We start from the raw sequence: 19,193 nt of genomic DNA, 5'->3' as shown, positions 1-19,193 counted from the left end.
GGGGGTACGCAAACACCCCGTACCGTCCATTATACGTGTGCCGTAGCAGACATCACGGGGACGATACGGGGTGTATGTCGCGAGTTCACCCAGCCGAGTGGACTCAGCCGAATGGATAGGGCACTGAAGGGCTAACGGCCGGTCAGCTGCCAGGCGTCCTCCGAGCCATCATCATCGGGCTCATCGAAATAGTCGGTGACCGCCTCGCCCGGGTCCACCGCGTTCGCGTACGGGTCGGCAGCCGGAGGCTCCTCACCGCGAATACGCGCCAGGGTCGCCTGCAGGTCATCCGGGCGGATGAGCACCTCACGTGCCTTCGAGCCCTCCGAGGGGCCCACCACGCCCTGCGACTCCAGCAGGTCCATGATGCGGCCAGCCTTCGCGAAGCCCATGCGCAGCTTACGTTGCAACATCGAGGTCGAACCGAACTGGGTCGTAATCACAATCTCCGCCGCCTGTAGCAGATCATCGAGGTCATCGCCGATTTCCTCATCAATCTGCTTCTTCGCGGCAGAGACCATCACGTCCTCACGGTAGATGGTCGGCGCCTGCTTCTTCACGTGCTCAACCACGGCGTGAATCTCAGATTCAGACACCCACGCACCCTGAACACGCATCGGCTTCGAGGCACCCATCGGCAGGAAGAGCGCGTCACCCTGACCGATCAGCTTCTCAGCGCCGGGCTGATCCAGCACCACGCGAGAGTCAGTGACCGAGGAGGTCGCAAACGCCATACGAGACGGAACGTTCGCCTTAATCAGACCGGTCACCACATCCACCGACGGACGCTGGGTCGCCAGCACCAGGTGAATACCCGCCGCACGCGCCAGCTGCGTAATACGAACAATCGCCTCTTCCACGTCACGCGGAGCGACCATCATCAGGTCGGCGAGCTCGTCAACAATCACCAGCAGGTACGGGTACTCGTGCACCGTGCGCTTGCTACCGGGATCGGGCTGAACCTTACCCTCACGCACCGCTTTGTTGAAATCGTCCACGTGCTTGTAGCCGTAGTGGGCGAGGTCGTCGTAACGGGCGTCCATCTCACGAACTACCCACTGAAGAGCCTCAGCAGCCTTCTTCGGGTTCGTAATGATGGGCGTAATCAGGTGCGGAATACCCTCATAGGCGGTCAGCTCCACACGCTTCGGGTCAACCATCACCAGGCGCACCTGGTCGGGAGTTGCACGCATCAGAATCGAGGTGATCATCGAGTTCACGAACGAAGACTTACCGGCACCGGTCGCACCAGCGACCAGCATATGCGGCATCTTCGCGAGGTTCGCCAGCACGAAGCCGCCTTCAACGTCCTTACCCACACCCATGACCATCGGGTGCTGGTTCGCGTGAGCCTGCGGGGAACGCAGCACATCACCCAGGGCAACGGTCTCACGGTCCGTATTCGGAATCTCAATACCGATTGCGGACTTACCCGGAATCGGGGACAGAATACGAACATCCGGGCTCGCCACAGCGTACGCAATGTTCTTGCTCAGCGCCGTCACACGCTCCACCTTCGTGGCGGGACCCAGCTCAATCTCGTAACGGGTCACGGTCGGGCCACGCGAGAAGCCGGTGACCTGCGCATCCACCTTGAACTGCTCCAGCACGTTCGTCAGAGCCTCAACCACGTGCTCGTTAACTTCGGAGGATTCCTTAGCGGGCGGGCCGGAAACCAGCATTTCCTCCGAGGGCAGCACGTACGCGCCGCGGGAGGACTGCACAATCTGCTCACCGCGTGCCTGCTCGGTGGTCGCCACCTGAGTATTGTTCTGCAGCGGGCGGGATGCGCCAGCCTCGGGCGCTCGCGAAGCCGCGGGAGCCGCGTTCTTCGAGTGCGCGCCGGGCGAGTGCATGCGGGTCGGAATCGGAGGCTGAGCGGCAGGAGCCTGGGAAGCGGAAGCCGGGACGGCGGGCTGGTTCACTACCTGGTGAGGCTTGGTCTGCGGTGCAGCTTCCTCAGCGGCGCCGAAGCCGTCGTACGCCTCAACGTCAAAGAGGGGCTCTTCACCCGGGATACGGTTCACGCGACCGTTCGCCACGGCAGCGCGCTGCACCTGGTCCAGGCGGGCTGCAGGCGCATCCGACGCCTCAACGTCGAAGAGGTCAGGGCTGCTCGAATAAGCGCTGTTCTGCGCAGAAGCACCCTGGGCGGACGCACCCTGCGCAGCCGGTGCCTGGTTGAGGCGACCGGGCAGACGGGACAGGCGGTTCGGCTTAGCCGCCGGGCGCGTCTGCTGAGCGGATCCCTGCGCAGAATCCTGTGCAGAGTCCTCCGACTGTACCGGCATCTGCGTGGTCTCCGGGTGAGTCTCATCCACCACGGCGCTCACGAATGCTTCATCACCGGCGTACTCGTCCAGGGAAGAATCGGTCGACACAACGGGAGCAATGCCCAACCAGCCGCGCAGACGAGCGAACAGGCCGCCAGACTTCTGAGGCGTGCGTGCCGGCTTCTCATCGTCACCGTACAGGTAGCTGCGGTCATGCTCCTCAGCGTTCAGGTCCACGGTCTGAGTCGCATCCGAAGGGCTGTCCTTAACGGAGGTTCGAGTCGTGCCGTTCGGCTTCTCACCCAGAGCCAGACCGACCAGGTGCAAAGTACGCGGCACCACCTGACGAATCGGGGTATTCGTCAGAACCATCAGACCGGCAATACCCAGTAGCAGGTGAATCAGAATCTCAACGAACGCAATACCACTGCTCACACGCACAATGGGGGTGCCCAGCAGCACGCCAGCCACGCCACCACCAGCCCAGACGGCATCAAAACCATCCGCGAAGGTCGGGTGACCCGCATGGCGAGCAAAGAACAGGGAAGTCGCCACCAGGATGATGAAGGAGCCCAACGCCACGCGGTTATTACGTTTAATCAGGTCGGGCCCACGGAAAATGCACCACGCCATGATGAGGCAGAGCACCGGGATCAGCAGGGCGCCCTGACCGAAAATGCCGCCCAGCATGGTGTGCCAGGCGTCCAGGGGCGCACGCAACAAACCGAGGGAGGTGTGGGCACGCCAGTTGTACCACTCCACCCCGGCGCTAATCAGGCCGAACAGCAGGATGGTGAGCGCGCCGCCGTCACGGCGGTCTTCGGGCGCAAGGTCGGTGCGCACCGCGCCAATGGAGCGGAAGAGCCCACCGATAGCGTGAGCGATGCTCAGCCAGACGGAGGAGATAGCGCCCGCTACAGGGTTCGCCGCGTTGGCACCGCGCTGGGCACCGCCTCGGGAGGTGGTGCGCTTGCGGGTGGTCTTCTTAGTGTTTGCTTTAGTAGAGGTCGTATTACGACCCTTCGTGGTCCGTGGAGCCATACCTTTTAGGGTATCAACCTTCCCGTTAATGTACCGATTCTTTCGTTATCAGTGAGCTAAAAAGTGCGCCCCGCCCGGTGCCTATAGAGGTGTTGATAGGGCACTGATGAGGCACTTCTCCCCTACTGCGGTCGCGCTTACGCAGCTTTTCGCGTAGCTTTCGCGCATACATTCGGCAGATACACGGCAGGCGGGGCCGACACCAAGTATCGACCCCACCTTTTCGCTATGCCAGGCAGTTAGCCTCGCGCAGAGTATTAGTTCTTCGCAGCCTTCGAGGTGTTCTCAACGACCACGGGAACAATCATGGGCTTGCGGCGCAGACGGCGAGAAATCCAAGCACCGATGGTGCGGCGCACAATCTGCTGCAGCTGCTGCACGGTGTGCACCTTCTCGGGTGCGCGGTGCAGAGCATCTTCCAGAGCGGCGGTAATCTTCGGAACAATCTCGTCAAAGACCGAGTCGTCCTCAGCGATACCGCGAGCGTGAATATCCGGGCCGGTCACCACGCGCTTGGTGGCACGATCCACCACGGTCACGATGGACACGAAGCCCTCTTCACCCAGGATGCGGCGGTCCTTCAGATCGCTCTCGGTGACCTCACCGACAGAGCGGCCGTCAACGTACAGGTACTCGCAGGGAACCTCGCCCACCACGGACGCCACGCCATCGCGCAGATCCACGACGGTGCCGGACTCGCAGAGCAGCACGTTCTTCTTCGGAACGCCGGTCTCCATCGCCAGGTCACCGCTAGCAATCAGGTGGCGAACCTCACCGTGAACCGGCATAACGTTCTTCGGCTTGAGGATGTTGTAGCAGTACAGCAGCTCACCCGCGGCAGCGTGACCGGAAACGTGAACCTTCGCGTTGCCCTTGTGCACCACGTTAGCGCCCAGCTTCATGAGGGCGTTAATGATGCGGAAGACACTGGTCTCGTTACCGGGAATCAGCGAGGAGGCGAGCACCACGGTGTCGCCGGGCTCAATCTGAATCTTGTGGTCACCGTTCGCCATGCGCGACAGTGCCGCCATCGGCTCGCCCTGCGAACCGGTGCACATCATCACGATCTGGTCGGGGCGGTAGTCGTCAACCTTCTTCAGGTCCACCAGCACGTTAGCGGGGACCTTCAGGTAGCCCAGCTTCTCGGCAATGGTCATGTTACGCACCATGGAGCGGCCCACGAGCACGACCTTGCGGCCACGCTCAGCGGCTGCGTCCAGCACCTGCTGCACGCGGTGAACGTGCGAAGAGAAGGACGCCACAATGATGCGGCCGCTTGCGTCACGGAAAATGTTCGACAGCACCGGACCGATGTGCTTCTCGGTCGGGGTGAAGCCGGGAACCTCAGCGTTGGTGGAGTCCGGCAGGAACAGGTCCACACCCTCCTCGCCCAGGTGAGCAAAGTGGCGCAGGTCGGTGATGCGGCCGTCCAGCGGCAGCTGGTCCATCTTGAAGTCACCGGTGTGCAGAACCTTGCCTGCCTTGGTGCGGATGTAGACAGCCAGCGCATCCGGAATCGAGTGGTTCACAGCAACGAACTCACACTCGAACGGACCGAAACGCTCCACCTGGTGCTCCTTCACCGCGAGGGTGTAGGGCTTGATGCGGTGCTCGGCGAGCTTTGCCTCAACCAGCGCCAGGGTCAGTTCGGAACCGACCAGGGGGATGTCGGGGCGGCGGCGCAGCAGGTAAGGAACCGCGCCGATGTGGTCCTCGTGGCCGTGGGTCAGCACCATGGCGACCACGTCGTCCAGACGGTCGACAATGTAGCTAAAGTCGGGCAGGATCAGGTCCACGCCGGGCTGGGACTCTTCGGGGAAGAGCACGCCGCAGTCAACAATCAGCAGCTTGCCGTTGATTTCGTACACGGTCATGTTACGACCGACTTCGCCCAGGCCGCCCAGGGGCACCACGCGCAGGGTGTCCTTCTTCAGGCGGGGAGGGAGGGGAAGATTCGCTTCAAAGACGCTCATCGTGTGTCTCCTCTTTCTTCTATGTTTTCTTGTGATGTCTGTGATTCGTAGGCGACGCTTCGTACCGCATGCGCTCCCGCCGGTTCGGCTCTCATATGCCGAGGAGGTGGGGTGCTGCCGGTGCGTCCAAATCACCGAAAGTATTCAAAAGTATTGGGGGCGTACTGCGCGGGTGCCTCTACCTAAGCTGGGCCCCTGTCTGAGTGGTGGGCCGAATCATCGACGGTAAACCGCGGCAATACGCCAGAGCGGACCCCTCACCCATTGCTAGGTGTGGAGTCCGCATCCGTTGGCTACATCATGTGCCCCAAAAATGGGGTGTGACGGTAGCCGAAGTCCTCTATATATACGCTCCCCGCACTATTGCGTGCGTCGGGTAGGCGTCAAAGTTTAGGAGTTCTTCAGGGTGTGAGCGATGCTCGAGGAGAGCAGGTCAACTCGCATAGCCTGGGCAACCTCCGGTTCGGAGAGTACGTGCGGCAAGCGAACGACGGGCTCATCCAGCACACCCTGCCAGGAGAGAATTTCCTTGGCGGCAACGCAACCGGGGGCACGGCCCATGGTTGCTCGGACAATCGGAGTCAGTTCCAGGTGAAGACGCTGCGCCTCCACCAGGTCCTGTGCAACGACAGCATCAATCAGGGCACGGAAGAGTGCGGGTGCCACATGTGCGGTCACCGAAACGAGGCCGACGGCACCCATTGCCATCCAGGGAAGGGTCAGTCCGTCGTCGCCGCTGTAGTAGTGCAGGTCGGTGGTTGCCATGACCTCGGTTGCGGCACCGAAGTCTGCCTTGGCGTCTTTCACCGCTACAATACTATCAATTTCTGCAAGGCGACGGTAGGTTTCGGGTGCGATGGGGATGCCCGCACGACCCGGAATATCGTAAAGCATGACGGGGGTCTCAGTTGCTTGAGCAACGGTCGCAAAATGGGCGTAGACACCCGGCTGAGTCGGCTTGTTGTAGTACGGGGTCACGACCAGCAGGCCGTCCACACCAATCTTTTCGGCACGGTGCGCCAGCTCAATGGTGTGCGCGGTGTCGTTCGAACCAACACCGGCAATAATCTTCGCGCGAGAACCGACGGTATCCTTCACAATCTGGAAGACGCGCTCGTTCTCGTCATCGGTCATGGTGGAGTATTCACCGGTGGTACCGCAGACCACCAGACCATCGTGGCCGTTCTCCACAAGGTAGTTCGCCAGGTCTGCGACCTGCTTTTCATCAACGGAGCCGTCCTTCGCGAAGGGGGTCACCATTGCGGTCAGGAGGCGACCGAAGACGGGTTCAACAAAAGTACCGGGGTTCGAAAGGTTCTCAGACATATGTCCAGAGTACGCCCGAAATGCAGATTTTTCCGTTAGAACGCATAAGTTTTCATGCGTGTTCTACTATTCGGACTCTTTCAAACCCGCGGTACTTCCACGAGAGCCTATGAAACCGGGCACATAGCCTCGGCGTTATCAGTCTCATACCGAAAATAAATGTGGCATTGACTAGGGATCGCAGGGTCAGAGCCTAACGCATGCCCTTCGCCTGACCGCCCGAACGCAACGCCCACGCGTTGCGCATCGCCGCACGGGCACGCTTGCGTTCACCACCGGCATCGTACATGCACGCCAGGTTGAACCACGCCTTCCAGTTCTCGGGGTCCTGCTCAACCGCCGCCGCAAAGCCTTCAAACTCCACCGCCGCCGCCTCACGGTCCACACGACCGGAGGGGGTGCGCGGCAGGGTATCCTCCGCCAGCTCACCCGAAGCAGCCAACTCCTGAGCCATACGCTGAATACGAGCACCGAAAAGCACCTCACGCACCAGCGCCCACGCACCCAGAATCGGCAGCAAAATCATACCCGCGCCAAGCACAATGCCAGCCACCGAACCGGAGGTGAGCATCACGAACCCCTGCTGCGCAATGTGTACCAGGTACAGGGTCAGCAGCGCGCAAGTCAGTGCCGCGAAGGTCTTACCCCAGCCGCCGGCATCCACCGTCACAAAGACGGCACTAAAAATCAGCACGCCCAGGATAGAGGCACGCGCCGCCAGAGGCAGCGGCAGAATCAGCACGGTCAGCACCATCAGCACGCAGGCGCAGACAGTCCACAAACGTAGCGAAGTCCACCAGGGGCTACGAGCCTCGGAAGATACCGGCGAGGTGTCGGGTGAAGTCTGTTCAGACAATATTCTCTCCTAGGACAAATCCATGTAGGCGTCCAAGCCCACGCTCAAACCCGGATGCGCCGCCACCTCACGCACACCCAACAGCACGCCGGGCATGAAGGAGACACGGTCAAAGGAATCGTGACGAATCACGAGCTGCTGACCGGGATCGCCCAGCAGAATCTCCTGATGCGCCACCATGCCGCGCAGACGCACCGCGTGTACGTGAATATCGTCGACCACGGCACCGCGCGAGCCCAAAGGATCGGAGGTGGTGGCGTCCGGGCTTGCACCCACACCAGCCTCCGCGCGGGCGGCAGCCACCTTGCGGGCGGTGTGCACAGCGGTACCGGAGGGGGCATCTACCTTATTCGGGTGGTGAATTTCAATAATCTCTACAGACTCGAAGTAGCGTGCCGCCTTCGCCGCGAACTCGGTGGCGAGAATCGAACCAATCGCGAAGTTCGGGGCGATGAGCACACCCACCTCGGGGTGCTCTACCAGCAGCTCGCGCAGGGAGTCCAGGCGTTCGGGGGTCCAACCGGTCGTACCAACCACCGCGTGCATACCGTGCTCCACCGCGAAACGCACATTCGCCTCGCTGGATTCGGGAACTGTCAGGTCAATAACAATCTCTGCGCCGGCATCGACCAGCTCCTGCAGGTCATCGCCACGGCCCAGTGCCGCCACCAGGTCCATGTCTGCGGAGGTGTTGACGGCGCGCACCGCCTCAGAGCCCATGCGGCCTGCGGCACCGAGTACCGCTACCTTCCAGATTTTTTCGTCGCCCTCGTGGGCCATCTTCTCTCCTCCGTAGCTTTTGTGCACCCCGACTATGGGGCAGACGCTGTGACGTACAGCCTCTATTATCCCCCGTGTGGGCGCGGTGCACGCCATCGCACACGCTGGGTGAGATACCCCGCGGAACCTCAGCGGTCTAAAAAGCGAAGTAATCTAACCGTCATACAAGCCGTTTAATACGCTATCTAAAGTTAGCAACCATATAATTAGGAAGTATTTCTATAATTTCCATCCTACGGAGTGCTTTGACAGTATGAAGTCCCTCTTTACCTCCTCCGTGCGTCCAGATGAGGCTAACCGGCGTTATATTCTGCCGGGTCTGGACGGTCTGCGAGCAATCGCTGTGCTCCTCGTGATGGTGTACCATTTCTGGCCCACCGTACTACCCGGCGGCATGATTGGCGTGGATATTTTCTTCGTCATCTCCGGCTTCCTGATTACTTCCCTGCTTCTGCGGGAGGGTGCGCTCACCGGCAAAATTGCCCTGGGCAGCTTCTGGATTCGCCGTGCCCGCCGTCTGCTTCCCGCCATTACCCTGCTGATCCTGGTCATGGGACCGGTCAGCCTGCTCATTGGCGGCGATATTCAGGTGAACCTGGGCCGTCAGCTTGCCGGTGCGGCGACCTTCTCGTCCAACTGGATTTCCATTTTTGCCGGTAACGACTACTTCGCACAGACCTCCCCGGAGCTCTTCACGAACTTCTGGTCGCTGGCGGTGGAAGAACAGTTCTATGTGGTCTGGCCGCTGCTGATTGTTGCGGCTGGCCTGCTGCTGCGCCGCCACTGGCGTCGTTTTAGCGTGGTCATGGTGCTGGGCATTCTTGCGTCACTGAGCGTTGCTACCGCTCTTCTGATGTCCGGCGCACCCATCAGCCGCGTCTACTACGGCACCGACACCCACCTCTACGGCCTGCTCCTCGGTGCCCTGTTGGCGTTCGCGCGCCCCTGGTCGCTGTACCCGCCGCTGCAGCAGTCCGTGCTGTACCGCGTGGCTCAGCCCTTCGGCCTGGTCGCGTTCGCCCGCGTCATGATCAGCTGGCTGTCCCTGTTCGCGCTGATTCCCTACGCAATTCTGGTTCCCGAGTCGGCACCCGGTGCGATTCCCTGGGGCCTGTTCGGCGCCTCCCTGCTGGCACTGGGCGTGGTTCAGGGCATGCTGCCTGACATGCTCGCTGGCGCCTCCGAGATGCTGCGCCGCCTGCTGAACTTCGCTCCCCTGCGCTGGGTGGGCGAACGTTCCTACGGCCTGTACCTGTGGCACTGGCCGCTCGCCGTGGTCATGCACTACCTGATGGGTGCAGACCGCTCCCCGCTGGTGAACGTGGGCGTTCTGGTGGCGACCTTCGCTATTGCGGAGATGTCGTACCGCTGGGTTGAGACCCCGATTCGCCGTTACGGTTTCCGCGGTAGCGCGAACCGTTTCATGGCGTTGTTCCAGTCTTCACGCACTAGGCTCCTGCCGATTTCAGTGATTCTAGCTGTTGTGGTGACTGCCGCTTCGACCGGTCTGGCGGTGCACACCGCTCCAGCAATGACTACCGCCCAGCAGTCCGTTGAGGACGGCAAGCGTGCCGCCGCTGAGCGTCTGAAGGCTCGTCAGGAGGCGCAGGCTGCGAGCGCCTCTGCAAACCCGAGTGCTTCTGCTGCCGGTAAGGACGCGAAGGCTTCTGCAAGCCCCTCGGCATCGAAGAGTGCAACCGGTTCGGTGGATTCTTCGAAGGTGACCATTGTGGGTGACTCCATTGTGGTGGCTGTGTCCCCCGAGCTGTACGACAAGATGCCCGAGGCATCTATCGATGCGGCTGAGGGACGAACCATTGCTAAGGCCCTGCCGATTATTAAGTCTATGGGTTCCAACGGCCAGATTCGTAAAACCTTCGTGCTGTCGGTGACCGCGAACTCGACCATTCTGGATGGTCAGCTCGACGAGGTTCTGGCGGCTATGCCCGCCGATTCTAAGCTGGTGCTGGTCACCGGTTACGGCCCGCGCAACCTGACCTGGATTGACTACTCGAACGGTAAGATTCGTGAGTTTGCGGCTCAGCATTCTGATCGTGTGATCATTGCGGATTGGAACTCTACGATCCGCCAGGCTCTGCAGACTCAGAGCGGTCTGCTGGCCTCTGACGGTGTTCACCCTGAGGTTGCTGGTCAGGAGCTCTACGCCCAGGTGCTGATGGAGGCTATTGCCAAGGCGCAGAAATAGTAGCTCTCAGCAGTAGCTTTTCGGGTTCTGCCGCTCATGCTGAGCGTCAAGAGCATGGGCAGCAGAGCGCCCGGAAGCACTTCTTGGAGGCATCTCTTTGACTTGGAGGCATCTCTTTGATAGGTGCCGATACATACAAAATACCCGTTCCCTCCCCCGATTTAGTGGGGTGTGGGAACGGGCATTCTATGCCTTATCAGCGTTGAGGGTTAGCGCACGATGGTGGTAATCATCTGCTGCTCACCCAGGTACGCCGCCAGGTCGCGGACCTCTTCCAGGGAGACCGCGCGAATCTTCTCCAGCAGCTCGTCGGTGCTGGTGAACAGACCGGAATCCAGCTCGGCACGGCCCAGGCGGGACATGCGCGAACCCGAATCCTCGCTACCGAGCACGGTGGAGCCAGCCAGCTGGCCGCGGACCTTCGTCAGCTCTTCCTCGGTAATACCGGCGGTGGCGAGCTTATCGAACTCGTAGCCCATGACCTCGCGCACCTGCTCGGTCTTAGCGGGCAGGCAGCCCGCGTACATGCCGAAGTAGCCGGCGTCCGAGTACGCACCGGAGAACGCAAACGTGCTGTACGCCAGACCGCGCTTCTCACGAATCTCCTGGAACAGACGCGAGGACATGCCCGCACCGAACGCGCTGGTCAGCACGCTCATCGCGTAGCGGCGGTCGTCGCCCGCGATAATGCTCGGGCAGCCCATCACAATGTTGGTCTGTTCGAAGCCCTTCTCCACCTCACGCAGCTCGCTCAGCGGAACAATGCCGCTGTCGGTGCGTACGCGACGCGGTGCCGGTGCCACGCCCTCCTGCAGGTTCCAGCCGTAGCGGGTCAGCGCCTCCAGCACGAGGCGGACCATGGTGCTGTGCTCCAGCGAACCGGCCGCAGAAATCACCAGGCGGTCCAGGGTGTAGTAGCGCTTGTAGTGCTCCCACACGGCGTCACGCGGCACCTCGGTAATCTCCTGCGGGGTACCGCCGATGGGGCGGCCCAGCGGGTTATCCCCCATGAGCTGCTCCACGAAGTTCTCGAAGGCAACATCGGTCGGGTCGTCCTGGTCCATGGCGATCTCTTCGAGAATCACGCCGCGTTCCTGCTCCAGGTGAGCCGGGTCCAGCAGGGCGTTGGTGACCATGTCGGTGATAACGTCCACCGCCATGGGTGCGTCATCGTCGAGCACGCGCGCGTAGTAGCAGGTGTGCTCCTTAGCGGTCAGGGCGTTAGATTCGCCGCCTACCGCGTCGAAGGAGGATGCAATGTCCAGGGCGGTGCGGGTGCCGGTGCCCTTGAACAGCAGGTGCTCCAGGAAGTGGGTGGAGCCAAGCATGCCGGGGGCCTCGTCGCGGGAGCCGACTCCCACCCAGAAGCCGATGGATACGCCGCGGGTACCGGGCATTTTTTCGGTAATCACGCGTACGCCACCGGGCAGGATGGAGCGGCGCACCTCGTTACCGCCTACACCCTCGTAGATGAGGCGGCCGTGCTCGTAGTTGAGCTCTTCGGCGATGGCCTCAAGCTCGACGGGCAGGGAAATAGACATAGAGAGAAGAACCTTTCAACAGGTACGTCTGAAGGTAAGCATTCCCGCCCCACTACCTGTAGGCAGTCCCACAGTTGGTGGGGCGGGTGAGCATCAAAAGATGCAGGGCAAGCACAGCGAAGGGGCGCCCGGTGCATCCGGCGGGGAGTGAACCGCACCGGGTGCGCCGAACGCCCCTCATCACTTAGCGGGGGTTACGACTACTCGTCGTCGCCACCCTCAACGACCGGTGCCAGCGAGAGCTTGCCGCGGTCATCAATCTTGGTGATCTCCACCTGGACCTTCTGGCCCACGGAGACAACATCCTCAGCGTCAACAACGCGCTTGCCGCCGTTGAGCTTACGCATCTCGGAGATGTGCAGCAGGCCGTCCTTACCGGGGGTCAGGGAGATGAACGCGCCGAAGTCGGTCACCTTCACCACGGTACCCAGGTAGCGTTCGCCCACCTCGGGAACCTGCGGGTTAGCGATAGCGTTCACTGCCGCACGGGCAGCCTCGGCGGAGGGGCCGTCAGCTGCGCCAATGTACACGGTGCCGTCGTCCTCAATGGAGATGTCTGCGCCGGTGTCTTCCTGGATCTGGTTAATCATCTTACCCTTGGGGCCGATGACCTCACCGATCTTGGCAACCGGGATCTTCACGGAAATAATGCGCGGTGCGAACTCGCTCATCTCATCCGGTGCGTCAATCGCGTTGACGAGCACCTCGAGGATGTGCAGGCGAGCCTCACGTGCCTGGGTCAGTGCGCCAGCGAGCACGGATGCGGGGATACCGTCGAGCTTGGTGTCCAGCTGGATAGCGGTCACGAACTCGGAGGTACCTGCAACCTTGAAGTCCATATCGCCCAGTGCGTCTTCCGCGCCAAGGATGTCGGTCAGGGCTGCGTAGCGGGTCTCGCCGTCAACCTCGTCAGAGACCAGGCCCATTGCGATACCTGCAACGGGTGCGCGCAGCGGCACACCGGCGTTCAGCAGGGACAGGGTCGATGCGCAGACCGAACCCATGGAGGTCGAGCCGTTGGAGCCCAGAGCCTCAGAGACCTGACGGATTGCGTAGGGGAACTCTTCGCGAGAGGGCAGCACCGGGGTGATTGCGCGCTCTGCGAGTGCACCGTGGCCGATTTCGCGGCGCTTGGGCGAACCCACGCGGCCGGTCTCACCGGTGGAGTACGGCGGGAAGTTGTAGTGGTGGATGTAGCGCTTGGACTTGACCGGGTGCAGGGAGTCCAGCTGCTGCTCCATCTTGAGCATGTTCAGGGTGGTGATACCCATGATCTGGGTTTCGCCGCGCTCGAAGAGAGCGGAACCGTGAACGCGGGGCAGGATTTCAACCTCAGCGGTGAGCTGGCGGATGTCGGTCAGGCCGCGGCCGTCGATACGGACCTGCTCGGTGAGGATGCGCTGGCGAACCACGTGCTTGGTCAGGGCAGCGAATGCTACAGAGACCTCGTTGGAGCGCTCTTCGAATTCCTTACCTTCGCCGGTGAGAGCTTCCATGAGCTCTTCCTGCAGCTCGGATGCTGCTGCTTCGCGTTCCTGCTTGCCAGCGATGGAGTACACCTCTGCCAGGCGGTCTGCTGCGAATGCCTCAACCGCTGCGTCGACGTCCTCGCCGTGGCCGCCGAAGAAGGGCAGTTCCAGGGCGGGCTTGCCTGCGCGAGCCACCAGGTCAGCCTGTGCCTTGCACAGTGCTGCGATGAAGGGCTTAGCTGCTTCCAGGCCCTCTGCGACGATCTCTTCGGTGGGGGCGGTCTGGCCGTCTTCCTTGATGAGCTTCCAGGAGTTGTCGGTTGCTTCTGCCTCAACCATCATGATGGCGACGTCTTCGGTACCGTCAGCCTTGGTGACGATACGACCTGCAACAGCCATGTCGAACACAGCGTTTTCCAGCTGGGAGTACTTGGGGAAGCAGACCCACTGGCCGTCGATCAGTGCCATGCGCACGCCACCGATGGGGCCGTTGAACGGCGCACCGGACAGGGAGGTCGATGCGGATGCAGCGTTGATCGCGAAGGTGTTGTAGATTTCGTCCGGCTCGTAGGTCAGGACGGTCACAACGACCTGAACCTCGTTGCGGATGCCCTTGGTGAAGGCGGGGCGCAGCGGGCGGTCAATCAGGCGTGCAGCCAGGATTGCTTCGGTGCTGGGGCGGCCTTCGCGGCGGAAGTACGATGCGGGAATCTTGCCGCCTGCGTACATGCGCTCTTCCACGTCCACGGTCAGCGGGAAGAAGTCGAAGCCCTCACGGGGAGACTTGCCGATTGCGGTTGCGGAGAGCAGGGTGGTCTCGTCATCGATGGTGACGAGGACGGAGCCAGCAGCCTGCTTTGCGAGGCGGCCGGTTTCAAAGCGCACGTGGCGCTTTCCGTGAATGCCGTTGTCGATTTCGACTTCAGCAAACTTGATTTCGGGACCTTCCACGGTTCCTTCTTTCTTCTTGGTAGGCCGTACGGCGCACGAGTCGGCCTTCGATAGGAAACCACGGCACCGCTCCCCTACATATGCCGATTTTTATCAGCAAGGTTGTGGGGTGGTGTTGTTCCGTAATTCGCTACCGAGGACCGCGGCGTGTGTGCCGGCACGGCCTTCTGTTCTTTCTTTCAGGTGAGGCGGCATCTTCTCACGCAACTTTGGAATCTAGCCAAACATCTAGCTAGGAATTTAGCCAGCGGAAGATGCGCCCCTCAACGCGGCAGTACGGACGCGCTGGCGCTACCCGCCTCCGAAATGGAGGGCTGGTAGTGCTGACAGCACGTCCGCACACACCGCCTAAAGGCGATTAATCACCACAAAAGCGTCAAGACGCTCCTGTTTTATCGGCGCAGACCCAGGCGCTCGATCAGCGAACGGTAACGCTCGATGTCGACGCTCTTCAGGTAGCCGAGCATGTTGCGGCGACGACCAACGAGGATCATCAGGCCACGACGGGAGTGGTGATCGTGCTTGTGGAACTTCAGGTGCTCGGTCAGGTCGGCGATACGACGAGACAGAACTGCAATCTGAACCTCGGGCGAACCGGTGTCGCCCTCGTGGGTTGCGTATTCCTTGATGATTGCCTGCTTGACAGCGGGATCCAGTGCCACTTTTAACTCCTAGAGTTAGTACCGCATACGTCCCGTACGGACGGTTGCCGCCGGGTGGTGGGCTTACGCCCTGTAATACACGTCGTCTGCTGCGGACTGCAGACGCGTTCTTCCCATTCTACGCTACCGAGGCGCTTTCGTGGAAGGGTGCGCAGAAGCCCGGCAACAGGTAGCTCATCACACTACCGGTCGCCGGGCTTCACAGCCGGGTTCTCACACCGGGTTATCACACAGGGCTCTCGCACCGGGCTTTACGTTAAGAATTCAGCGTTGATGCTTCTGCTCTCTGTGCTTCTGTTCTCTACGCTTCAGCGCGAGCGCGGACCACCACGAGGCGGTAGTAGCCCAGCAGGAACAGGCACCAGATTGCGCCCATCACCAGCGCCAGCTGGGTATCGGCGAAGCAACCGAAGAGCACCACGATAAAGATCATGAACGCCAACGCCAGGTAGCTCAGCCACAGGGGCTGGCGTACCGGCTGCGCTTCGGTATCGGCGCCGCTGCGCTTGAACGCGATGTGCGCCAGCAGAATCATGACCCACACGAATACGGTCGCGAAGGTTGCCAGGGAGGCGACCACCTCAAACGCGTTCTCGAAGAGCACGTTCACAATCACGCCAACCGCCATAACCAGCACCATAATGAGGGTGGTCATCCAGGGCGCACCGTTCTTCGTGACCTTCGCAAAGGATGCGGGGGCGAGGTTCTGCTTCGCCAGGCCGTACATCATGCGGCCGGCACCGTACACGTCCGCATTCAGCGCAGAGATTGCGGCGGTAATGATGACCACGTTCAGAATCGAAGCGGCAGCCGGAATGCCCAGACCTTCAAAAATCTGCACGAACGGCGAGTTCGCCTTCGTCACCGAGTACCAGGGGTACAGGGACATGATGACCGACAGGGTCAGAATGTAGAAGATGAGGATGCGGAACGGCACCGTGCGAATCGCCTTGGGGATCGAGGTGCGCGGGTCCTTCGCCTCACCGGCGGCAATACCGATGTTCTCAATACCACCGAAGGCAAACATCACCACGGTAAAGCAAGCGAGGAAGCCGGTAAATCCGTTCGCGAAGAAGCCGCCTTCAAGAGCCCAGAGGTTCGTGACGGAGGGCGCCACGGAGTCGTGCGCCTGCACACCCACGAAGAGCAGAACCACGCCGCCAACGATCATGGCGATAATGGCGCTGACCTTCACGAGGGTGAACCAGAATTCGGTTTCGCCGAACGCCTTGACCTTCGCCAGGTTAATGGCGAGCAGAATCAGCAGAACCGAGACAATCCAAATCCAGGAGGGGCTGTTCGGGAACCAGAACTTCATGTACACCGCGAAAGCGGTCACGTCCGCGATGGCGACCAGCGCCATTTCCAGGGCGTAGGTCCAGCCGGTCACAAAACCCGCCCAGCGTCCGAGGTAGCGGGTCGCGTATTCGGAGAACGCTCCGGAGACCGGGTGCGCCAGGGCGAGTTCGCCCATTGCGCGCATCACCATGAACACTGCCGCGCCGCCAATAACGTAGGCAAGCAGCACGGAGGGGCCCGCCAGCTGAATGGCGGATGCCGAACCGTAGAACAGGCCGGTGCCGATGGCGGAGCCGAGGGCGATGAACATAATGTGACGCAGGGAGAGTCCACGCGCTAGCTGCGGGCTCTCGGAAGCTACTGCTCCCTGCTGTACCGGGGATGAGTCCGGAGTGGTATTCATCTTCTTCTTTTCCTTTACCTCGTGGGGTGTACCCGCCGGTGGCGGGGAAACTTATCGAGCGGTGCCGCAGCTCAGCAGGTGACTGAGAGCGGTACCGGTTGATTCACTCCCCATCGAGTGATGGGGCGTTGCGCAGAAAGTGTTGCCTTCGCGCGTCGCCCCATCGCATCCCCACCCAACCGGTACGGTGGGAGGGAACGCAAAAGACGGCGGGAAGGCAACGTTGCCTTTCCGCCGTCTTTTCGTCAAAGACTACTTCTGTCGCTTACGTCCAATGACGATAGAGCACAGAGCGGTTGCAGCAGTCACGGTGTAGACTGCAGGCCACGCGCCAAGCTTCTTGGCGAGCGGATGAGCGGCGCCGAACGCGCCGAGGTAGACAGCGGTGAGGAAGGTGGCACGGCCTGCGCCAGCCTTACGCTTCCAATTCTTGTAAGCCACGGCACCGCACAGTGCCAGGATAGCGCCACCGAGCGGGCGGATGCCGGTGCTAGATGCAACCTTGTAGCCACCGAGCAGACCGGTGACGGAGGCGAGAGTCGGGCAGAACTTCACGACGTACTCCTCTGTGAGATCGGACAGTTTCCTCATTCATAGTACTCCACGACACACAGAATGTATATTCACCACGGTTAATATTTCTGCGTTTCTTACGGACCGGGTACATCAAAGTGCCTGATCATAAAAAGACTGGGGTACGAAAACCAGTACAAAAGAACCGGTACAAAAATACCGGCACAAAAGAACCGGGACGCAAACCCGTCAGGTTCACGCCCCGGCACTTGCCGCATGCGAGCTCATATCGTGCCGCATGCTCTAGAGCTTTAGTTCTAGAGCTTTAGAGAGCCAGCTCCAGCGCCTCCAGCTCGGCCTCGGTCCACAGCTCTGCGGCCAGCTGCAGAGCGTAACGCGCCGAGCGGGGGGCCACAACATCCACGGAGAGGTGGAAGTCCTGATCGGCCTCCGGGCCGCACAAATCAGACACGCAACGCACCCCGATAAACGGAATCTCGTAGTTGTGGCAGACCTGTGCAATCGCGGTGGTCTCCATGTCGGTGCTGATGGCGCCCTCGAACGCCTCGCGGGTGTCCTTTACGTTGTGGGCGGTTACGAAGGAGTTACCCGCCAGCATCTGGCCGCGGCGCACCTCCCACACGCTCTCAGCCTGCTCACGCACCGGCTCCAGTGCGGCGAGCGCATGCTCCAGAGCGTCCTGCCACTCGTCCGCCTGGCCGTCGTAGCTTTCGGGCATGCCCGGAACCTGACCGCGTGCGTAACCGAACGCGGTCGCGTCGGCGTCAGTGTAGGTGTAGTTCTCGCCAATCAGCACGTCGCCCACGTTAATGCCGCGAGCCAAACCGCCGGCGGTGCCTGCGCTAATGACGCCCAGGCAGTTCGAGGAGTAGCTGATCGCCTCGGTGACGGCGCTCGCCGCGTTCACCAGACCAATCTTGGAGCGAACCAGCAGCAGCGGAACCTGGTCCTCGCCCACCTGCAGGTAACGCGGGTGGAATACTGCGGCACCCTCGGTGAAGGACGGCTGCAGCTCCTCGGTCACCTTCAGGAAGGGTGCAAGCTCCTCATCCATAGCCACCTGAATGATGATGGCGTTGGACATACCGTCCATCAGCTCAAACATGCTGTTGAACGCCTCAGCCGGGTCGAAAGCGTTCGGGTCAAAGTCCACCGGGTTGAAGGCGGATGCGAAAGCGTCAGGAATCTGTGCGCTCATTATGCCATCACCTGCGCCCACTCATCGCGTGCCGCGAGGAACTCGCGAGCCGCAGCCTGCGCACCTTCGAGGGTGTGGTTGGCGCCCCAACCGCACTGCACCTCGTTCGCTGCCGGAACCTCGGTCGCGTTGAGGATATCGTTGAGGGTTGCTTCCAGGATGGGGAAGAACTCCTCGGGCTCCAGGCCCAGGGTCAGCGCGTAGAAACCGGTCTGGCAGCCCATCGGGGAGAAGTCAATCAGACGGTCGGTGTGGTTGCGCATGTGCTCGGCGCTCAGGTGCTCGATGGAGTGCACGGTCGGCATTTCCAGGTGCGCGGTGTTCGGCTGGGTGAAGCGGATATCGTACTTGATGAGGGTGTCGCCACCGGGCAGGACCTTGCGGTCTGCGATACGCACGTAGGGTGCTGCTACGGCGCGGTGGTCGAGGTTGAAGGATTCGACGTTCATTTTTTCCATGACTCTATCTTCTCTTAAAACGAGGACGACTAAAACAGGGGTGCCTCACGGGAGGCGCAGGACATCAAGGCGTGCGGCGCGGGTTGTTTCTTCGGAGGCGCAGGCGGTCAGGCGCGAAGAAGGTGCCCGCTTTTGCCCGTCCGGTCGGGTACGCAAAAGCCCCGGCGGCAGATCCGAAAATCTTACCGCCGGGGCATCACACGTCATCACCGCAGAAAATGCA

The 19,193-nt window shown here is 61.3% G+C and carries 13 protein-coding genes; 1 reads left to right on the top strand and 12 read right to left on the bottom strand.

Going from position 1 to position 19,193, the window contains the following annotated elements; translation table 11 throughout:
* Positions 1-131 precede the first annotated feature (131 nt).
* The 5 genes from HMPREF2842_RS07545 to dapB form a co-directional block, all read right to left on the bottom strand.
* Positions 132-3,314, bottom strand: a complete 3,183-nt coding sequence (locus HMPREF2842_RS07545) for an FtsK/SpoIIIE family DNA translocase (RefSeq protein WP_070643884.1) — start codon at positions 3,312-3,314, stop codon at positions 132-134.
* Between the two features lie 257 nt (positions 3,315-3,571).
* Complete coding sequence (locus HMPREF2842_RS07540) at positions 3,572-5,287, bottom strand: ribonuclease J (protein WP_070643880.1); 1,716 nt, start codon at positions 5,285-5,287, stop codon at positions 3,572-3,574.
* Positions 5,288-5,677: 390 nt separating this feature from the next.
* Entirely contained in the window at positions 5,678-6,613 is a 936-nt protein-coding gene (gene dapA / locus HMPREF2842_RS07535; RefSeq protein ID WP_012903916.1) for a 4-hydroxy-tetrahydrodipicolinate synthase, read from the bottom strand.
* Positions 6,614-6,806: 193 nt separating this feature from the next.
* Positions 6,807-7,469, bottom strand: a complete 663-nt coding sequence (locus tag HMPREF2842_RS07530; RefSeq protein WP_049348889.1) for a tetratricopeptide repeat protein — start codon at positions 7,467-7,469, stop codon at positions 6,807-6,809.
* 9 nt (positions 7,470-7,478) lie between these two features.
* A complete protein-coding gene (gene dapB, locus HMPREF2842_RS07525) occupies positions 7,479-8,249 on the bottom strand; it encodes a 4-hydroxy-tetrahydrodipicolinate reductase (RefSeq protein WP_070507712.1) in 771 nt (256 codons plus the stop codon).
* A gap of 253 nt (positions 8,250-8,502) precedes the next feature.
* On the opposite strand from dapB, the gene HMPREF2842_RS07520 reads away from it, so the two are divergent.
* Complete coding sequence (locus tag HMPREF2842_RS07520; RefSeq protein ID WP_070643876.1) at positions 8,503-10,455, top strand: acyltransferase family protein; 1,953 nt, start codon at positions 8,503-8,505, stop codon at positions 10,453-10,455.
* 209 nt (positions 10,456-10,664) lie between these two features.
* Here HMPREF2842_RS07520 and HMPREF2842_RS07515 read toward each other — a convergent pair whose 3' ends face one another.
* The 7 genes from HMPREF2842_RS07515 to HMPREF2842_RS07485 form a co-directional block, all read right to left on the bottom strand.
* The gene (locus HMPREF2842_RS07515) at positions 10,665-11,996 is read right to left on the bottom strand and encodes a M16 family metallopeptidase (protein ID WP_070643872.1); all 1,332 of its coding nucleotides are present in this window, start codon (positions 11,994-11,996) and stop codon (positions 10,665-10,667) included.
* Positions 11,997-12,196: 200 nt separating this feature from the next.
* Complete coding sequence (locus HMPREF2842_RS07510; protein ID WP_070643868.1) at positions 12,197-14,416, bottom strand: polyribonucleotide nucleotidyltransferase; 2,220 nt, start codon at positions 14,414-14,416, stop codon at positions 12,197-12,199.
* Positions 14,417-14,808: 392 nt separating this feature from the next.
* On the bottom strand, positions 14,809-15,078 hold the full coding sequence (rpsO, locus tag HMPREF2842_RS07505) for a 30S ribosomal protein S15 (RefSeq protein ID WP_005507098.1): 270 nt from the start codon (positions 15,076-15,078) through the stop codon (positions 14,809-14,811).
* Between the two features lie 301 nt (positions 15,079-15,379).
* Positions 15,380-16,780 (bottom strand): amino acid permease, encoded by a 1,401-nt coding sequence (locus HMPREF2842_RS07500; protein WP_070643865.1) that lies wholly within the window; start codon positions 16,778-16,780, stop codon positions 15,380-15,382.
* 252 nt (positions 16,781-17,032) lie between these two features.
* Entirely contained in the window at positions 17,033-17,371 is a 339-nt protein-coding gene (locus HMPREF2842_RS07495) for a hypothetical protein (RefSeq protein ID WP_049344379.1), read from the bottom strand.
* A gap of 247 nt (positions 17,372-17,618) precedes the next feature.
* Entirely contained in the window at positions 17,619-18,512 is an 894-nt protein-coding gene (mtnN, locus tag HMPREF2842_RS07490) for a 5'-methylthioadenosine/S-adenosylhomocysteine nucleosidase (protein ID WP_070643862.1), read from the bottom strand.
* Complete coding sequence (locus HMPREF2842_RS07485) at positions 18,512-18,970, bottom strand: S-ribosylhomocysteine lyase (protein ID WP_005507094.1); 459 nt, start codon at positions 18,968-18,970, stop codon at positions 18,512-18,514. The genes mtnN and HMPREF2842_RS07485 overlap by 1 nt, the downstream gene beginning before the upstream one ends.
* Between the last annotated feature and the right edge of the window lie 223 nt (positions 18,971-19,193).

Source organism: Rothia sp. HMSC069C10 (assembly GCF_001812205.1).
Classification (GTDB): Bacteria; Actinomycetota; Actinomycetes; order Actinomycetales; family Micrococcaceae; genus Rothia; species Rothia mucilaginosa.
The sequence above is the reverse complement of the archived record's forward strand: the minus strand, read 5'-3'. Positions and strand labels throughout refer to the sequence as shown.